The 16,732-nt window shown below is 64.2% G+C and carries 15 protein-coding genes; 12 read left to right on the top strand and 3 right to left on the bottom strand.

From position 1 onward, the window contains the following. Positions 1 to 64: 64 nt before the first annotated feature. Genes yidD through rpmH form a run of 3 tightly spaced genes read right to left on the bottom strand, consistent with a single transcriptional unit; the run spans position 65 to position 909 of the window. Complete coding sequence (yidD, locus tag O3656_RS09770; protein ID WP_016460671.1) at positions 65 to 409, bottom strand: membrane protein insertion efficiency factor YidD; 345 nt, start codon at positions 407 to 409, stop codon at positions 65 to 67. Then, positions 406 to 759: a ribonuclease P protein component gene (gene rnpA / locus O3656_RS09765; RefSeq protein WP_500063867.1), complete on the bottom strand. Its 354-nt coding sequence runs from the start codon at positions 757 to 759 to the stop codon at positions 406 to 408. Before rnpA ends, yidD begins: the two co-directional genes overlap by 4 nt. A 9-nt stretch (positions 760 to 768) precedes the next feature. Then, positions 769 to 909, bottom strand: coding sequence for a 50S ribosomal protein L34 (rpmH, locus tag O3656_RS09760; protein WP_009212821.1), 141 nt, complete (start codon positions 907 to 909; stop codon positions 769 to 771). A gap of 447 nt (positions 910 to 1,356) precedes the next feature. Between rpmH and dnaA the strand changes: the two genes are divergently transcribed. The 12 genes from dnaA to O3656_RS09700 all read left to right on the top strand — a co-directional run bounded on the left by dnaA (position 1,357) and on the right by O3656_RS09700 (position 16,280). Continuing rightward, positions 1,357 to 2,826, top strand: coding sequence for a chromosomal replication initiator protein DnaA (gene dnaA / locus O3656_RS09755; protein WP_500063864.1), 1,470 nt, complete (start codon positions 1,357 to 1,359; stop codon positions 2,824 to 2,826). A gap of 409 nt (positions 2,827 to 3,235) precedes the next feature. After that, a complete protein-coding gene (dnaN, locus tag O3656_RS09750; RefSeq protein WP_500063862.1) occupies positions 3,236 to 4,372 on the top strand; it encodes a DNA polymerase III subunit beta in 1,137 nt (378 codons plus the stop codon). Between the two features lies 1 nt (position 4,373). Continuing rightward, complete coding sequence (recF, locus tag O3656_RS09745; protein ID WP_500063860.1) at positions 4,374 to 5,570, top strand: DNA replication/repair protein RecF; 1,197 nt, start codon at positions 4,374 to 4,376, stop codon at positions 5,568 to 5,570. After that, positions 5,563 to 6,396, top strand: a complete 834-nt coding sequence (locus tag O3656_RS09740) for a DciA family protein (protein ID WP_500063858.1) — start codon at positions 5,563 to 5,565, stop codon at positions 6,394 to 6,396. Before recF ends, O3656_RS09740 begins: the two co-directional genes overlap by 8 nt. A gap of 308 nt (positions 6,397 to 6,704) precedes the next feature. Further along, positions 6,705 to 7,253, top strand: a complete 549-nt coding sequence (locus tag O3656_RS09735) for a DUF4352 domain-containing protein (protein WP_500063856.1) — start codon at positions 6,705 to 6,707, stop codon at positions 7,251 to 7,253. A 204-nt stretch (positions 7,254 to 7,457) separates the two neighbouring features. Then, positions 7,458 to 7,979, top strand: coding sequence for a DUF5067 domain-containing protein (locus O3656_RS09730; RefSeq protein WP_500063854.1), 522 nt, complete (start codon positions 7,458 to 7,460; stop codon positions 7,977 to 7,979). Between the two features lie 42 nt (positions 7,980 to 8,021). Further along, positions 8,022 to 8,768 (top strand): DUF5067 domain-containing protein, encoded by a 747-nt coding sequence (locus O3656_RS09725; protein ID WP_500063852.1) that lies wholly within the window; start codon positions 8,022 to 8,024, stop codon positions 8,766 to 8,768. A gap of 42 nt (positions 8,769 to 8,810) precedes the next feature. Beyond that, complete coding sequence (locus O3656_RS09720; RefSeq protein WP_500063850.1) at positions 8,811 to 9,503, top strand: DUF5067 domain-containing protein; 693 nt, start codon at positions 8,811 to 8,813, stop codon at positions 9,501 to 9,503. A 256-nt stretch (positions 9,504 to 9,759) separates the two neighbouring features. Further along, a complete protein-coding gene (locus O3656_RS09715) occupies positions 9,760 to 10,743 on the top strand; it encodes a DUF5067 domain-containing protein (RefSeq protein WP_500063848.1) in 984 nt (327 codons plus the stop codon). A 299-nt stretch (positions 10,744 to 11,042) separates the two neighbouring features. Next, on the top strand, positions 11,043 to 13,067 hold the full coding sequence (gyrB, locus tag O3656_RS09710) for a DNA topoisomerase (ATP-hydrolyzing) subunit B (protein ID WP_500063846.1): 2,025 nt from the start codon (positions 11,043 to 11,045) through the stop codon (positions 13,065 to 13,067). Between the two features lie 74 nt (positions 13,068 to 13,141). Continuing rightward, on the top strand, positions 13,142 to 15,760 hold the full coding sequence (gene gyrA / locus O3656_RS09705; protein WP_500063844.1) for a DNA gyrase subunit A: 2,619 nt from the start codon (positions 13,142 to 13,144) through the stop codon (positions 15,758 to 15,760). Between the two features lie 127 nt (positions 15,761 to 15,887). Further along, positions 15,888 to 16,280, top strand: a complete 393-nt coding sequence (locus tag O3656_RS09700; RefSeq protein ID WP_500063842.1) for a DUF3566 domain-containing protein — start codon at positions 15,888 to 15,890, stop codon at positions 16,278 to 16,280. Positions 16,281 to 16,732: the final 452 nt, after the last annotated feature.

Below are 16,732 nucleotides of genomic sequence, written 5' to 3'. Positions count from 1 at the left end.
CTTTCGCCGTGGCGCGGGTGCGCCGCTGTGTCGTTGTTCCTAATATTCCCGAGGCCGTGGCCGGTTACTCGGTCAAGTCGTGTTCCGGGTCCAGTCCCATGGGGGCGGGGCGTTCCCAGTTGTCGTGCCCAGCCCAATCCTCGGGTGGGATCCAGGGGTCGGGCTTCCAGCGTCCACGCTCTGGGACGTGGTCCACTCCCCCGTGGCTCCAGGGGTTGCATCGCAGGAGCCGCCAGGAGGCGAGGATGATCCCTTTGATGGGCCCGTGGACACGGACCGCTTGGAGCGCGTAGGTGGAGCAGCTGGGGGCGTATCGACACCGGGGGCCGAGGGCCGGGGAGATGTAGCGCTGGTAGGCAACGATGGGGGCGGACACGAGCGCACCGAGGGCACGGCCCGCGACGCTCATCGTGCGTCCCACTTGCGCCAGGCTCGCGCCATGACGCGGTCGAGGTGCTCGCCGAGTTCCTTGGAGGGGACGCCGAGGGCCTTGCGTGAGGCCCTCACGACGACACGTGCTCCTTCTGGAAGATCGGCGACCCGATCCCGCATGAGGTGGCGCAGCTGCCGCTTGACGCGGTTGCGTCCGTTGGCGCGCTTGATTTCCCGCTTGGGTACGACGAAACCGACGAGGCGACTGTTGCGTTCCTCGTCGGCTCGGACGTGGACGACGACCAGCGGATCTCCTGCTCGCGTTCCCTGTCGGATCGCGGCGGTGAAATCCGCTGGGTCAACCATGCGGTGCGCGCGCGGCAGCACCGGTGTGTCTCAGGCGGACAGCTTGGCGCGGCCCTTGCGGCGGCGGGCAGCCAGAATGGCGCGGCCGGCGCGGGTCGACATGCGCAGACGGAAGCCGTGCGTCTTCGAACGACGACGGTTGTTGGGCTGGTAGGTCCGCTTGGTGGTCACGGCAATTCTCCTCGGCGGGGAGTGGTTTCCCACTCGTATTGGTTGGGCTATCGACACGCGACACGCGCGATAGCGGGGACGCACGCCCGAAATGGGCGCAAACAAAGACCAAGACTAAGCGGATTGGGGGCGAACGTCAATGCGGCGGCGTTACCCACCGCGTCACACACAGTATCCACAGCTGTGCAAATCGCTGTGGATTGGACCCGTCCACAGAACGTGGATGACGAAAGTTATCCACAGGCTGTGTGTATTTTGGCTTTCCGCACGCTGACGCGGACCCCAAGTTGTAACTACAGGCCTGTGATTCTGTGATAGTTCTCCACAGCTTCATCCCCAGTCTGTGCATAACATGTGCGCAGACTACACTGCATGCATGTACAAGCGTCACGCATATCACCGATAAGTCGTGACGGAACTCACCTATTTTTGTGACCGGAGGTTGCCGTGGAGTCGGATTCCCTCACACGCGCGTGGGCTGCGGCCCTCGACGCGGTCCCCACCAACGAATTGGGGCCCGTCGCCACGTCGATGCTGCGCTCCGCACGCCCCCTCGGCGACATCGAAGGCACGATCCTCCTCGCCGTCCCCAACGACTTCACCAAGCAGTGGATTGAAGATAAGGCGCAGTCGAAGCTGACGACCGCCCTGTCCGTGCACCTGGGCCGCACCGTGCGCATCGCGATCACCGTCGATCCCTCCATCGAGGTCGTCACGCAAGAGGAAGAAAAGGAAGAGCCCGCACCACTCGCTCCCGAACCCGCGCCTGCTGCGCCCGCGCTCACCCCGGCCTCGTCGAACGAAGACCACGAGCACCGCGAGGAGCACCACTCCCCCGCGCTGGTGTCCTCGAACGCCGACTCCGGGCCGACGCACCTGAACCCAAAGTTCACCTTCGATACCTTCGTGATCGGCCCCTCTAACCGCTTCGCGCACGCCGCGGCGCTGGCGGCCTCCGAGAGCCCGGGAACGGCGTTCAATCCCCTCTTTATCTACGGCGATTCCGGACTGGGCAAGACCCACCTGCTCCAAGCCATCGGCCACAACGCGCTGTCGATGATGCCCCACCTGAAGGTCCGCTACGTCAACTCCGAAGAGTTCACGAACGAGTTCATCAACGCGATTCGCCTCAATAAGACGGACAACTCCCAGGTTGAGGCGTTCCACCGCCGCTACCGCGAGCTCGACATCTTGCTCATCGACGATATTCAGTTCATCGGCGACAAGGAGCAGACGGTGGAAGGTTTCTTCCATACCTTTAATGCTCTGCACAGCGCGAACAAGCAGATCGTGCTGACCTCGGACCTGCCCCCGGCACAGCTCAAGGGCTTCGAGGACCGCATGCGCTCGCGCTTCTCTTCCGGCCTGCTCGTGGACGTCCAGCCGCCGGACCTGGAAACCCGCATCGCGATCCTGCATAAGAAGGCGGACGCCGAGGGCCTCGAGGTCACCCCTGAGGTCTTCGAATACGTGGCCTCGCGCATTTCCTCGAACATTCGTGAGCTGGAGGGCGCGCTCGTGCGCATCGGCGCGTGGGCGTCGCTGTATCAGGAGCGCATCGACTTAAACCTCGCGCAGATGATGCTCAAGGACTTCGTGTCCAACCCGGACGACAACGAGATCACCGTCAGCCTCATCATGAGCCAGTGCGCGGTCTACTTCGGCGTGACGATCGAGCAGATGGGCTCCTCGGAACGCAGTCACAACGTCGTCGAGGCCCGCCAGATCGCCATGTATCTGTGCCGTGAGCTTACCGACCTGTCGCTGCCCAAGATCGGACAGGCCTTCGGACGCGACCACACGACCGTCATGCACGCGAACAAGAAGATCTCCAAGCTCATGAAGGAAAAGCGCGAGACCTTCAACCACGTGTCGGAGCTTACAAACCGCATCAAGCAGAAGGCCAGAGAGTCGTGAAAGCCGCGCGGGCGCTGAGATAAGTCGGCACCCGCGCTCAATTCACAGGAGTTGTGCACAGGCGGTGGACGAACGAGCTCGAGCTGTGGAGAAAAAGAGCTCTCCTGTGGATCTCAAAATGTTGTCATTTGCTTCGTCCACAGGACCACGTGACGAATCCACAGCCTCGTCCCAGAATGACAGCACAGTGATTTGATTGAAATTCCGCCGCATAAGGGAGTTTTCCACAGAACTCACAACCCTTATGATGGAGGGAGAATCGAATGACAAAAATTTTTTCACAGGCCTCCGCACAACAACGCCGCCGCCGACGCTGCGCGATGGCGGCCCCGAGGCGAATTTCCTGCCCCACGTGGGCACACTTGTGGGTAAAGTAGTGTCCGATCCGTTTTGTGTTTTGGAGGCAGCTATGAAGTTCACCGTCGCCCGCGATGTTCTGGCCGAAGCCGTGTCGTGGACCGCCCGCGCGCTCCCCGTGCGTCCGGCCTCGCCGATCCTGGCCGGCGTGCGCATCAAGGCTGAGGGCGACGAGCTGACCCTGTCCTCCTTCGACTACGAGGTCTCCGCCAATTCGCACATCCCCGCGACCGTCGACGAGGCCGGCGAGGTACTGGTCTCCGGCCGTCTGCTCGCCGACATCTCCAAGTCGCTTCCCTCCAAGCCCGTCTCCGTTGAGCTCGATGGCCAGAAGGTGAACCTGGTCTGCGGCTCCTCGCACTTCACGCTCGCGGTCATGCCCCTCGACGAGTACCCGCTGCTGCCCGCGCAGCCCACGGGAGTCGGCGCGATCGACTCCTCGACCCTGTCGCAGGCCGTCTCCCAGGTGTCCATCGCCGCATCACGCGACGACACGCTGCCCCTGCTGACGGGCGTGCGCATCGAGATCAACGGCCCGGCGATCACGCTGCTGGCCACCGACCGCTACCGCCTCGCCATGCGCGAGCTCGATTGGGAGCCCGCCGATACCTCCATTGAAGAGGTCGCCCTGGTCAAGGCCCGCATCCTCCAGGACGTCGCCAAGTCCATGACCTCGGGTGCCAAGGTCGAGGTCGGCCTGTCCGGCGAGTCCCAGCCCGGCGCCTCGTCCCTCATCGGCTTCACCGCCCAGGGTCGGCGCACCACCTCGACCCTCATGGACGGCGACTACCCCGCCGTGCGTCGCCTCTTCCCCGAATCCACGCCGATCCAGGCCGTCGTCGACCGCCACGCCCTGCTCGAGGCCGTCAAGCGCATGTCGCTGGTCGCCGAGCGTAAGACCTCCGTGCGCCTGGCCTTCACCGAGGGGCAGCTGGTCCTCGAGGCCGGCCAGGGCGACAACGCCCAGGCCTCCGAGGCCCTTGAGGCGACCCTGCACGGCGACGACATTTCGACCGCGTTTAACCCGCAGTTCCTCATTGACGGCCTGCAGGTCCTGGACACCGACTACGTGCGCTTCGGCTTCACCCACCCCACGAAGCCGGCCGTCATCACCGGCCAGAAGAAGGCCGACGAGGGCGAGGTCACGCAGTTCCGCTACCTGCTGATGCCCATCCGCTTCGGCATCTGACGTGCGCGTCTCCCACCTGGCCCTCGACGACTTCCGCTCCTGGAAGCACGGGGTCGTCGAGCTGCCCGAGGGCCCCACGGTCCTGGTGGGCGCGAACGGCCAGGGAAAGACGAACCTCGTCGAGGCGCTCGCCTACCTGTCCACGTTCTCGTCGCACAGGGTCGGCGCCGAGGGCGCGCTCGTGCGCATCCCCATCGACGAGGCCGAGGCCGCCCCGGGTGGCGCCGTCATCCGCGCGCGGGTCGTGGCCTCGGGTCGCGAGCAGGTCATCGAGCTGGAGATCGTGCGCGGCAAAGCAAACCGGGCGCGCATCAACCGCGCGCAGGTGAGGCCCCGCGAGATTTTGGGCATCGTGCGCACGGTCGTGTTCGCGCCCGAGGATCTCTCCCTCGTGCGAGGCGACCCGTCGGTGCGCCGATCTTTCTTGGACGACCTGGCCACGCAGCTCTCCCCCATCCACGCCTCGGTGCGCTCCGACTTCGATCGGGTCGCGCGCCAGCGTGCGGCGCTCATGAAGGCCGCCCAGGCCTCGATCCGCCGCGGCCAATCCCCCGACCTGTCGACCCTCGAGATCTGGGACCAGCAGTTCGCCGCGCTGTCCGCGCGCATCACGGCCACGCGCGCCTCCATCGCCTCGCGCCTGGAAGAGCCGGCCGCGCGCTCCTACGACGACGTCGCGGACTCGCCGCGCCACCTGCGCCTCGCCTTCGACGCCTCAGTCGACCGCGTCATCGGCACAGACCCCGACAACCCGGCCAGCGCCGACCTCACCGACGTGGAGGCCCAGACGCAGCGCATGCTCGCAGCCCTGACGTCCGTGCGCGAGAAGGAAACCGAGCGCGGCGTCAACCTCGTGGGCGCACACCGCGACGACCTGACCCTCGGCCTCGGCGCGATGCCCGTCAAGGGCTACGCCTCCCACGGCGAATCCTGGTCGGTCGCCCTGGCCCTTCGGCTCGGCGCCTTCGAACTGCTCAGCGACGACGGCGACACCCCGATCCTCATCCTCGACGACGTCTTCGCCGAGCTCGACTCCTCGCGCCGGGAGGGCCTGGCCGCCCTGGCCTCCAAGGCCGAGCAGATCATCGTCACCTGCGCGGTCGCCGGCGACCTGCCCGCCTCCCTCGACCACCACGCGCTGCACGTGCGCCTCGATCCGCAGCGCGGCACCGTTATCGACGGAGTCGACGATGAGTGAGCGCGGCGGCCTATCCGACGCGGACTCCACCGAGGCGGACCTCCCCGGCGCGGACGCGGATGAGCCCGGGGTCGCGGGCTTCGGCGAAGCCCCCGACGAAGAAGCCGACGAGTTCGTCGTCCGCGCTCTCGAACGAGCCCAGAGCGTTGCCCGCACGCACGGCTACACCCGCTCCACCATGCCCTCGTGGGGCCTCGACGAAACACGGCCCCGGCGCAGCCTCGACGGAACCAGCGAATACGCGGCCATCGAAACCGACGGCTTCGGACGCCTCGCCGGCAGTGAGGACGACGCCCAGGCACGCGCCGCAGCCCGGGCCGCCGCCTACGGACGCGCAAACGGGGTGAGCGCCCCGGCCTCGTCCACCGACGAGGATCCCGAGGGCGACCTGGCCGCACTGCGCCAAGCCCTGGAGGGAACCGGCACATCGTGGAGCCGCGCCCCCGGCATGGCCGCCATGCGTCCGCGCTACCGCCGGGCCAACTCCCTGGGCGCGATCCTGGCGCGCACGATCAAAATCCGCGAATGGGACACCCCCACCAAAATGGGGTCCGTTATGGCGAAATGGCGGGACATCGTGGGACCCAGCAACGCCGACCACACGCGCATCGAGACCTTCGAGGGACACAAGCTCGTCGTGCGCGCCGACTCCACCGCCTGGGCGAAACAGCTCCAGCTCCTCCTGCCCACGATCGAGCGCCGCATCGCCGAGGAGGTCGGCTCGGGCGTCGTCGAACAGGTCATCATCCTCGGGCCCGTCGCCCCGTCGTGGAAGAAAGGCCCCTACGTGGTGCGGGGGCGTGGTCCGCGCGCCGACTACGGATAATCAGATTTAGGCGCGTTTCGAGACGCTGACGCCCATCGCTTCATCGGTCAGATTTTGTTAGTCTGTGGCGTGTGTCCTGCCCGTGTGCAGGGTCGCGATGAGGAGTAATAATGACGAACCCCTACGGTCCTTCCGGTCCTTCGAACCACTCGAATCCGGGGCGAGGCTCGGGTCAGTCGCGCCCCGTCGGCGCATCGATGCCGGGGGGAGGACCGGTTTCTGGCGGTGCGCGCGGGTGCGTCGAGCGGCCCCAGAATGAGGCACCGAGGCCTCGGTCATCTCGCCTCATCGTCGGAAGCATCATCGGCGTGCTGGTCGTCGCTCTCCTCGGAATCGGCTCCTTCGTCGTGTTCCACGAGGGAGGAATTGGGCTGGGCGGATCGAACTCTCCCACGCCGACCGCACGCGCGACCGGCAACGGAGAACAGTATTCGACGCAGTACCTCGACGGAAAGTTCACCGTCAATACGACGAGAATCGAACAGGGGCCCGTCGATAAGGAGGGAGCGGATACCCTCCTCGTGACGTACACGCTCGTCAACAACACCGCAATCAAACAGCGCGTTCGGTTCACTCTTCCCAAATTGATACAAAAGGGAACGGAGCTGCCAGAAGCGAAGTTCGAACCGGGTCAGGAACCCGAGGGACTCTACAAAGGGATGTATGAAATCGCGTCAGGCGAGGCGATGACTGTCACGTTTGCGTACCGGTACGCCTACCCGGGAGAGACCGTCACCTTCCGGCGGTGGAACACCATAGACGAAGACCCGAACGCGCCCCTGTGGTCGTTCGCGCCGCAGGATCAACAATCGGACGAGACAGCCGATGATGAAGAGTGGGTTTGGCACCCGTACTGAGGCGGCGAGCTTCGGGAGGATTGAGGAAACATCGTGAGCTATCCATATAACAACGCGGGTGGGCCCCCTTGGGACGCCCGACAGGCGGTCCCCATGGGGACGTCAATGCCCGGTGCCGGCCCCCACAACCAGGGACAGCCCGTACCCGCTCAGAGCCCCGCGGGCTCCGGCGCTCCTCAGCAGGCCACCGGTGCGTCCAGGGGCATGCAGTCCGTGATCCTGGTCGCCCTCGTTATTCCGCTCTGCATCCTCCTCGTCGCGATCGGAGGGATAGCGTTCATGCGATCCCATGGCGCGTCGCTGTCAAGCGACCCGACGGAGATAAAAACGGTGACAGCAGACCATTATTCCGCGGACATCATGAATGGAAAGTTCCATATCGAGAGTACCTCGGTGACACGAGGCCCTGTCGACCAAGACGGCGCGGACACCGTGTTCGTCACCTTGACGATGACCAACAACACCGATGACGCTGAATTCATCATGTTGCACACGCCAAACTTGAAACAGAAGGGGATCGTCCTCGGTCGCGCCGCCCTTGATCCCGACGAATACCCTGACGTCATTGTGGAGATGAACGATAACATGGTCAGGCCGGGCGACACTGTGACGTTCACGCTTGGCTTGAAGTACATCAACGTCGGCGAACCCGTCACTTTCATGACGGATGTCCCTCCGAAAGAGGACATCTTCGATTTCCCGGAAATTGTTGTGCAGCCGTCCTGATTGGTGTCAGTCAATTATTTGTATTGGATATTAGGAGTTGTGGTGAGTTATCCGTATGGTCGTCCTGGTGGGTCGGGTTCTGGTGATCCGCGGGGTGTGGGTGTCCCTGGTGGTCAGTGGGTTCCGGTTGCTGGTTCTGGTGGGTCGGGTTCTGGTGGGCGTGGGTCCTCTGCTGGTGTGATTGTTGGTTGTTTGGTGGGGTTGGTTGTTGCTGCGTTGGTTGTTGGCGTGGCTTTTGTTGCGCTGCGTTCGGGTGGTTCTGAGCCCGGATCGAATCCGACGGCGAATCCGACGGCGAATCCGACTGCGTCTAATCCCGCGACGACGGGAGCGCCGACGCCCCGGGCAACAGGCAATGGCGAGCAGTATTCCGCTGATTTTCTAGGCGGCAAGTTCCACATCGAGAGCACGTCGATCGTGCAGGGTCCCAAAGATAAGGACGGCGCCGACACTATCCTCGTCACCTACAGGATCGTTAACAACACATCGAAGACGCAAGTTATTGGCATGTGCGTCCCTCGTCTTGAGCAAAAAGGATCGAAGTTTCCCAAGGCCATGTTTAAAAAAGGCGAGGAACCCGAAGGATACGACTACAACGGCCCGGACGAGATCAAACCTGGTGAGACACTGACCGTCATGGGAGCCTACAAGTACCTCTATGTCGGTGAGCCCGTTACCTTCCGCACATGGGCACACATTACCGAGGAGGATACGACCAACGACCCATGGGGTGTGGGTAAAGAAGACGGTCCAGAGAACGATACCCTCTGGGTGTGGCAGCCATACTGATTGGTGTCAGTTGATTATTTGTACTGGATGTAAGGAGTTGTGGTGAGTTATCCGTATGGTCGTCCTGGTGGGTCGGGTTCTGGTGGTCCGGGTTCTGGTGATCCGCGGGGTGTGGGTGTCCCTGGTGGTCAGTGGGTTCCGGTTGCTGGTTCTGGTGGTCCGGGTTCTGGTGGGCGTGGGTCCTCTGCTGGTGTGATTGTTGGTTGTTTGGTGGGGTTGGTTGTTGCTGCGTTGGTTGGTGGCGTGGCTTTTGTTGCGCTGCGTTCGGGTGGTTCTGAGCCCGGATCGAATCCGACGGCGAGTCCGACGGCGACGGCCAGGCCGACTGAACAGCAGACGATTGCCAGTGATCACTATTGGGCTGATGTGTTGGGCGGTGAGTTTCATATTGAGAGTACGTCGGTCGTGCAGGGGCCAACTGATCAGGATGGGGCAGCGACCCTCCTGGTGACCCTCACCATGACAAACAACACCAACAATCCAGAATATGCCCTCGACCATATTCCGACTCTCACGCAAAAAGGAGTCATTTTCGATCTTGCTAATTTCAGTGCCGATCAGAACATGAAGGTCCTCACGGGCGATGATGTCACAACGGTTGAGCCGGGAGAAACTGTCTCTGTCGTCGCAGCATATAAGTATGTCTACGTGGGCGAACCCGTTGTATTTGTTACGGATCTATCGCCGGATGAACACGCCTTAGATTTCCCGGAAATTGTTGTGCAGCCGTCCTGATTGGGGTTGGTTGGCGGGTGGGGATCGCCGGGCACTTATCGTGGTAGTCAAGTCGCCGCGATGCTCCCACGACGATCAAGGTTCCCTTGTGGACAACGTGAGATCCGCGAGACGGAAACGCTGTCGATCGACCTGAAGGCGGGCGGGAGCCCTCTTGACAGGAGCAAGCACGCGAGAAGCACTCCCCATTTCGGTCAGATTTTGTTAGTCTTCAACTGAATCCCGCACACTAGTGCGAATTTGACGAGGAGTAACAATGAGCAATCCGTACGCACAACAGGGCGGTAACGGGTGGGGAAACAACCCCCAGGGGCAGCAGGGCTACGGCCAGGGTGCCTACGGCGGGCAACCCCAACAGCAGGGCTACGGGAACGGCCAGTATGGCACCCAGCCCCAGCAGAGCTACGGGCAGGACGCATCCAACCCTTACGGCGGCGCAAACACGCAGAACCCCTATGGCGGGCAGAGCGCGTCCGATCCCTACGGTGGCCAAGGCGGCAACGCCTACGGTATGCAGAACCAGGGCGGCTACCCGCAGGGCTATGGGCAGCCTGGAACACCGATGGGCGCTCCCCAGAAGAAGTCGAAGACCCCCCTCATCGTCGGCGTCGTCGCGGGCGTCGTCGTCCTCCTCATGATCGGCGGCCTCGTCGTCTGGGGCCTGCTCGGCTCCGGTTCAACGAGTGCCTCGGACCCCTCCTCTGATCCCTCCTCGTCCTCCACGAGCGATTCAGGTTCGGGATCGTCGAGCGGCAACAAGGGATCGAGCTCATCAAACGGGGACAAAGGATCGAGCTCATCGAACGGTAACAAGGGATCGAGCTCGTCGAAGGGGAACAGCGGATCCCAAGACCACTATGTCGCCGACCTCGCCGGCGGCGCCATCCACGTGGAGAGCAAAAACATTGAGCTGGGCCCCAAAGATGACGACGGCGACCAGACCGTGGTCGTCACGTACACCGTCACTAACAAAAGCTACAAGGACGAAGAAATAGATCCTCTGATCACCTTGCCCATGCTGTTCCAAGACGATAAGCTCCTGGAATCCGCGACATTCATTAAGAAAGATCTTCCGGGCTATGACCCCAAGGAGTTGTTGTCGCAGATAAACGTGGGTGAGACCAAGACGGTCGTGCTCGGCTATAAGCTCAAGAGCACCACGCAGACCGTCGTCGTCTACGGCCTTGACCTGTTCGATACAGACAATGATATCCCGTCCTACTCGTGGGATCCGAAGTAATCTGATCCCCTCTCAGGCCTGTGTCGACAGGCGCAGGCCGCGCTGCGGCGGTGACCGCAACGTAGGCGGTCACTCCGCCTGAACACACGCACGAGGGCCGCCCTCCCAGCCGGGAGGGCGGCCCCGTGCGTCCCAGCCGCAACCACAATCGACATGCGACTCATCACAGTCGAGTTTTCGTTGCAATCACACAGTTTGTAAAGTAACCCTCCGAGCCTGTCAATCCCGGGAACAAGCGCCACTTTTGGTAGAATCTACAAGGTTAAACATCTATTTTCGCGCAATGCGAGGGGAGCCACGTGGCTGACAACGAGAAGACCGCCGAAGGCGAACAGTCCTACGGCGCATCGGACATCACCGTCCTCGAGGGCCTGGAAGCCGTCCGCAAGCGCCCGGGCATGTACATCGGATCCACCGGCGAACGCGGCCTGCACCACCTGGTGTACGAGGTCGTCGACAACTCCGTCGACGAGGCCCTGGCCGGCTACGCCGACCACATCGAGGTCACGATCCAGGCAGACGGCGGCATCAAAGTCGTCGACAACGGTCGAGGCATCCCCGTCGACGAGCACCCCACCGAGCACAAGCCCACCGTCGAGGTCGTCATGACGATCCTCCACGCCGGCGGCAAGTTCGGCGGCGGCGGATACGCCGTCTCCGGCGGCCTGCACGGCGTCGGCATCTCCGTCGTCAACGCCCTCTCCACCCGCGTGAACACCGAAATCCGCCGCCAGGGCTACGTGTGGCGCATGTCGTTCGCAAACGGCGGCACCCCCATCACCCCCCTCGAACGCGGCGAAGCAACCGACGAAACCGGCACCACGCAGGTCTTCTACCCGGACCCCGAAATCTTCGAAACCGTCGAATTCGACTTCGAAACCCTGCGCCAGCGCTTCCAGCAGATGGCCTTCCTCAACAAGGGCCTGCGCATCACCCTGACCGACGAGCGCGAGTCCGCCACCGACGAAGGCGACGAAATCGCAGGCGGCGAGGAGGCCTCGGACAAGAAGACCAAGGGCCACCGCACCGTCACCTACTGCTACGAACACGGCCTGCGCGACTACGTCGAATACCTCGACTCCGCCAAGAAGTCCGACACGATCAACAACGAGATCATCGACTTCGAAGCCGAAAACGACGAAGGCGCCATGAGCGTGGAAATCGCCATGCAATGGACCACCGCCTACTCCTCCTCCGTCCACACCTTCGCCAACACCATCAACACCACCGAAGGCGGCATGCACGAGGAGGGCTTCCGCACCGCGCTGACCTCCCTCGTCAACCGCTACGGCCGCGACAAAGGCATCATCCGAGACAAGGACGACAACCTCACCGGTGACGACGTCCGCGAAGGCCTGACAGCCGTCATCTCGATCAAGCTCACCGAGCCCCAGTTCGAAGGTCAGACGAAGACCAAGCTCGGCAACACCGAGGCCCGCACCTTTGTTCAGCAGCAGGTCTACTCCAAGCTCACCGACTGGTTCGACGCCCACCCCGCCGACGCCAAGGCCATCATCGCCAAGGGCCAGGCCGCCCAGGCCGCCCGCGTCGCCGCCCGCAAGGCCCGCGAGGCCACGCGCCGCAAGGGCGTCCTCGAATCCGCCTCCATGCCCGGCAAGCTGCGCGACTGCTCCTCCCGCACGCCCTCCGAGTGCGAAATCTTCATCGTCGAGGGCGACTCCGCAGGCGGCTCCGCCGTCGGCGGCCGCGACCCCGAACGCCAGGCCATCCTGCCGATCCGCGGCAAGATCCTCAACGTCGAAAAGGCGCGCCTGGACCGAGCCCTGTCCTCGGACACCATCCGCTCCCTCATCACCGCCTTCGGCACCGGCATCGGCGAAGACTTCGACATCTCCAAGCTCCGCTACGGCAAGATCGTCATCATGGCGGACGCCGACGTTGACGGCCAGCACATCGCCACGCTGCTGCTGACCCTCCTCTTCCGCTACATGCGTCCCCTCATCGAAGGCGGCCACACCTTCATCGCGATGCCCCCGCTGTACCGCATCAAGTGGACCAACGCCGAGCACGAATTCGCATACTCCGACAAGGAACGCGACGAACTGCTCGCCGCCGGCGCTGCCGCGAACCGCCGCCTACCCAAGGAAGGCGGCATCCAGCGCTACAAGGGCCTCGGCGAAATGAACGACCACGAACTGTGGGAGACCACCATGGATCCGGAACACCGAATCCTCAAGCAGGTCACCCTCGACGAGGCCGCAGACGCCGACGAAACCTTCACGATCCTCATGGGCGACGACGTCGACCGACGCCGCACCTTCATCCAGCGCAACGCCACCGACGTGCGCTTCCTCGACATCTGACAAAACCACGACCAGCCCAGCCCCGGCCCCGTACCGAGCGGGCCTGATCGAGCAGAAACAACGTAAGGAAAAACGTGAGCGACGAGCAGACTACTGACGCGCGGCACATCTCGGACACCGAGCGCATCCGCCAGGTCGACCTGCAAAAGGAGATGCAGCGCTCCTACCTCGACTACGCCATGAGCGTCATCGTCGGACGCGCCCTACCCGACGTGCGCGACGGCCTCAAGCCCGTCCACCGTCGCGTCCTATACGCCATGTACGACGGCGGATACCGCCCCACCTCCTCGTTCTCCAAGTCCTCCCGCGTCGTCGGCGAGGTCATGGGTAACTACCACCCCCACGGCGACGCCGCGATCTACGACGCCCTCGCGCGCCTCGTGCAGCCCTGGTCGCTGCGCTACCCCCTCGTCGCCGGCCAGGGTAACTTCGGCACCCCCGGCAACCTGGGCCCCGCAGCCCCCCGTTACACCGAGTGCAAGATGGCACCCCTGGCCATGGAAATGGTCCGCGACATCGACGAAGAATGCGTCGACTTCCAGGACAACTACGACGGCCGCAACCAGGAACCCACCATCCTGCCCGCCCGCTTCCCCAACCTGCTCGCCAACGGCTCCGAAGGCATCGCCGTCGGCATGGCCACGCGCATCCCGCCCCACAACCTGCGCGAACTCGCGCGCGGCGTCCAGTGGGCGCTCGAGCACCCCGAAGCCTCGCGCGAAGAACTCCTCGAAGCACTCCTCAAACTCATCCCCGGACCCGACTTCCCCACCGGCGCCACCATCCTGGGCCGCAAGGGCATCGAAGACGCCTACCGCACCGGCCGCGGCTCCATCACGCAGCGCGCCGTCGTCAACGTCGAGGAAATCCAGGGCCGCCAGTGCCTCGTCGTCACCGAACTGCCCTACCAGGTCAACCCCGACAACCTGGCCGACAAGATCGCCCAGCTCGTGCGCGACGGAGCGATCGGCGGCATCGCCGACATCCGAGACGAAACCTCCGGCCGAACCGGCCAGCGCCTCGTCATCGTCCTCAAGCGCGACGCCGTCGCCAAGGTCGTCCTCAACAACCTCTACAAGCGCACCAGCCTGCAGGAGAACTTCTCCGCTAACATGCTTGCGCTCGTCGACGGCGTGCCCCGCACCCTGTCCATCGACGGCTTCATCCGCCACTGGATCACCCACCAGATGGACGTCATCGTGCGCCGCACGCGCTTCCGCCTGCGCAAGGCCCTCGAACGCCTGCACATCCTCGAAGGCTACCTGAAGGCCCTCGACGCCCTCGACGAGGTCATCGCCCTCATCCGCCGCTCCCCCACCGTCGACGAGGCCCGCGCCGGCCTGATCGACCTGCTCGACGTGGACGCCATCCAAGCCGACGCCATCCTGGCCCTCCAGCTGCGACGCCTGGCCGCCCTCGAGCGCCAGAAGATCATGGACGAGCACGCAGAACTCAAGGCCCGCGTCGACGACCTCAACGACATCCTCGCCACGCCCGAGCGCCAGCGCGCCATCATCTCCACCGAACTCGGCGAAATCGTCGACAAGTTCGGCGACGAGCGCCGCACCCGCATCCTCCCCTTCGACGGGGAAATGTCGATGGAAGACCTCATCCCCGAAGAGGACGTCGTCGTCACCATCACCCGCGACGGCTTCGCCAAGCGCACCCGCACGGACAACTACCGATCGCAAAAGCGCGGCGGCAAGGGCGTGCGCGGCACCCAGCTGCGCGGCGACGACGTCGTCGAACACTTCTTCGTCACCACCACGCACAACTGGCTGCTCTTCTTCACCAACCTCGGCCGCGTCTACCGCGCCAAGGCCTACGAAATCCCCGAAGGCGGCCGCGACGCCAAGGGCCAGCACGTCGCCAACCTGCTGGCCTTCCAGCCCGACGAGCACATCGCACAGGTCCTCGCAATCCGCACCTACGAAGACGCCGACTACCTCGTCCTGGCCACCAAGCGCGGCCTCGTCAAGAAGACCCCGCTGAGCCTGTACAACTCCCCCCGCTCCGGCGGCATCATCGCCATCAACCTGCGCGAGGACGAGGACGGCAAGCCCGACGAGCTCGTCTCCGCGCAGACCATCATGGCCGACGAGGACCTCATCCTCGTCTCCCGCGACGGCCAGGCCGTGCGCTTCACCGCCACCGACGACCAGCTGCGCTCCATGGGCCGCTCCACGTCCGGCGTGCGCGGCATGAAGTTCCGCGGCGACGACGAGCTGCTCAGCATGGAGGTCCCGCGCGAGGACACCGACCTGCTGATCGTCACCGAATCCGGCTACGCCAAGCGCACCCCCGTCGATGAATACCCGACCAAGTCGCGCGGCACCCTCGGCGTGCGCGTCGGCAAGCTCGTCGACGAACGCGGCGGCCTCGTCGGCGCACTCGTCGTGCGACCCGATGAAGACGTCATGGTCATCACCGAGTCCGGCAAGCTCGTCCAGGTCAACGCCTCCGACGTGCGACCCACCGCCCGCAACACCATGGGCGTCATCTTCGCCCGCCCGGACGACGGCGACCGCATCATCGCGATCACCCGCAACTCCGACTCGGGCGACGAGGACGAGACCGACGAGTCCGAGAACCCCGAGGCCACCCAGGCCCCGGATGCCGCCGAGGGGACCGACGCCCCCGCTAACGAGGCCACGGCCTCCGAGGGCGACGAGACCGCAGCTGACGAGAACTGACGCGCGATCACGGGACGAGGCCCCCGCCTCGTCCCGTGATCAAGCTTCCAAAGCGGCGCGGAACCAGCGCCAGAGCCGGGCGATGCGGTAGCCTGGCAAGTAGGAAGTGCGACCTGGAAGGAAACCCATGAGCGACCACGTCTCGAGCGCCCGCAGCGACGCTCCCCGCCGAGTTGACCTGGCGATCGCGCGCATCGACGCGTGGACCGTCATGAAGGTATCCTTCCTCCTGTCGGTTGCCCTGGGCATCGCGATGGTCGTCGCCACGATCGTCCTGTGGCTCATGGTCGACGCCATGCACGTCTTCAGCCAGATCGAAGAATTCCTGCAGACCGTCGGCGCCGGCCGCTTCGCGGACCTGCTCGACTACGCTCGACTGCCGCGCGTCATCTCCTACGCGACCATCGTCGCCGTCATCAACGTCATCCTGCTCACCGCCCTGTCGACGCTGGGAGCCATGCTCTACAACGTCGTCGCCTCTCTGGTGGGCGGCGTCAAGGTGTCCCTCATGGACGAGTGAGGGCACTCGCGCAAGGGGTCGGCTCGCGCCGGCCCCTTTTGCTATGCCGTTCAGGGGTTCGAGCATTGCTTGTAGCGCCGCTTGATTTTCGGCGTTGCTTCACCCGCCTGATTTCCGGCCGCCGCGTGGCCTGCCCGCCCGCGAGGCTAGGGCCTCACTTCGTTCGGCACCGCGCCTCGAAGCCCGCCCGTGCCCTCCGGCGCCCTCCACACCAGTGGCGCGTGGTGTGCTGATAGGCGCGTGCGTCGTCTCGAAGCCCGGCCAGGCCCTGCCGCTCAGCAATTCCGCACGTAATTCTCCTGCGAGTGCTTCAAATATTGAATTCATGTCGTTGGAATTGCAACGTTTTTGGGCTATCTCCAAAAATGACCGAGGGAAATTATGTGCGAAATGTGTGTGGGGTGGTCTCGGTGTCGCGTCTCGAAGCCCGGCCAGGCCCCGCCGCCGCCTGG

Source organism: Pauljensenia sp. 27098_8_83, assembly GCF_041432695.1.
In the GTDB taxonomy this organism is placed as follows: Bacteria; Actinomycetota; Actinomycetes; order Actinomycetales; family Actinomycetaceae; genus Pauljensenia.
Note: the sequence above shows the minus strand (reverse complement) of the source record. Positions and strands in the feature narration are given on the sequence as shown.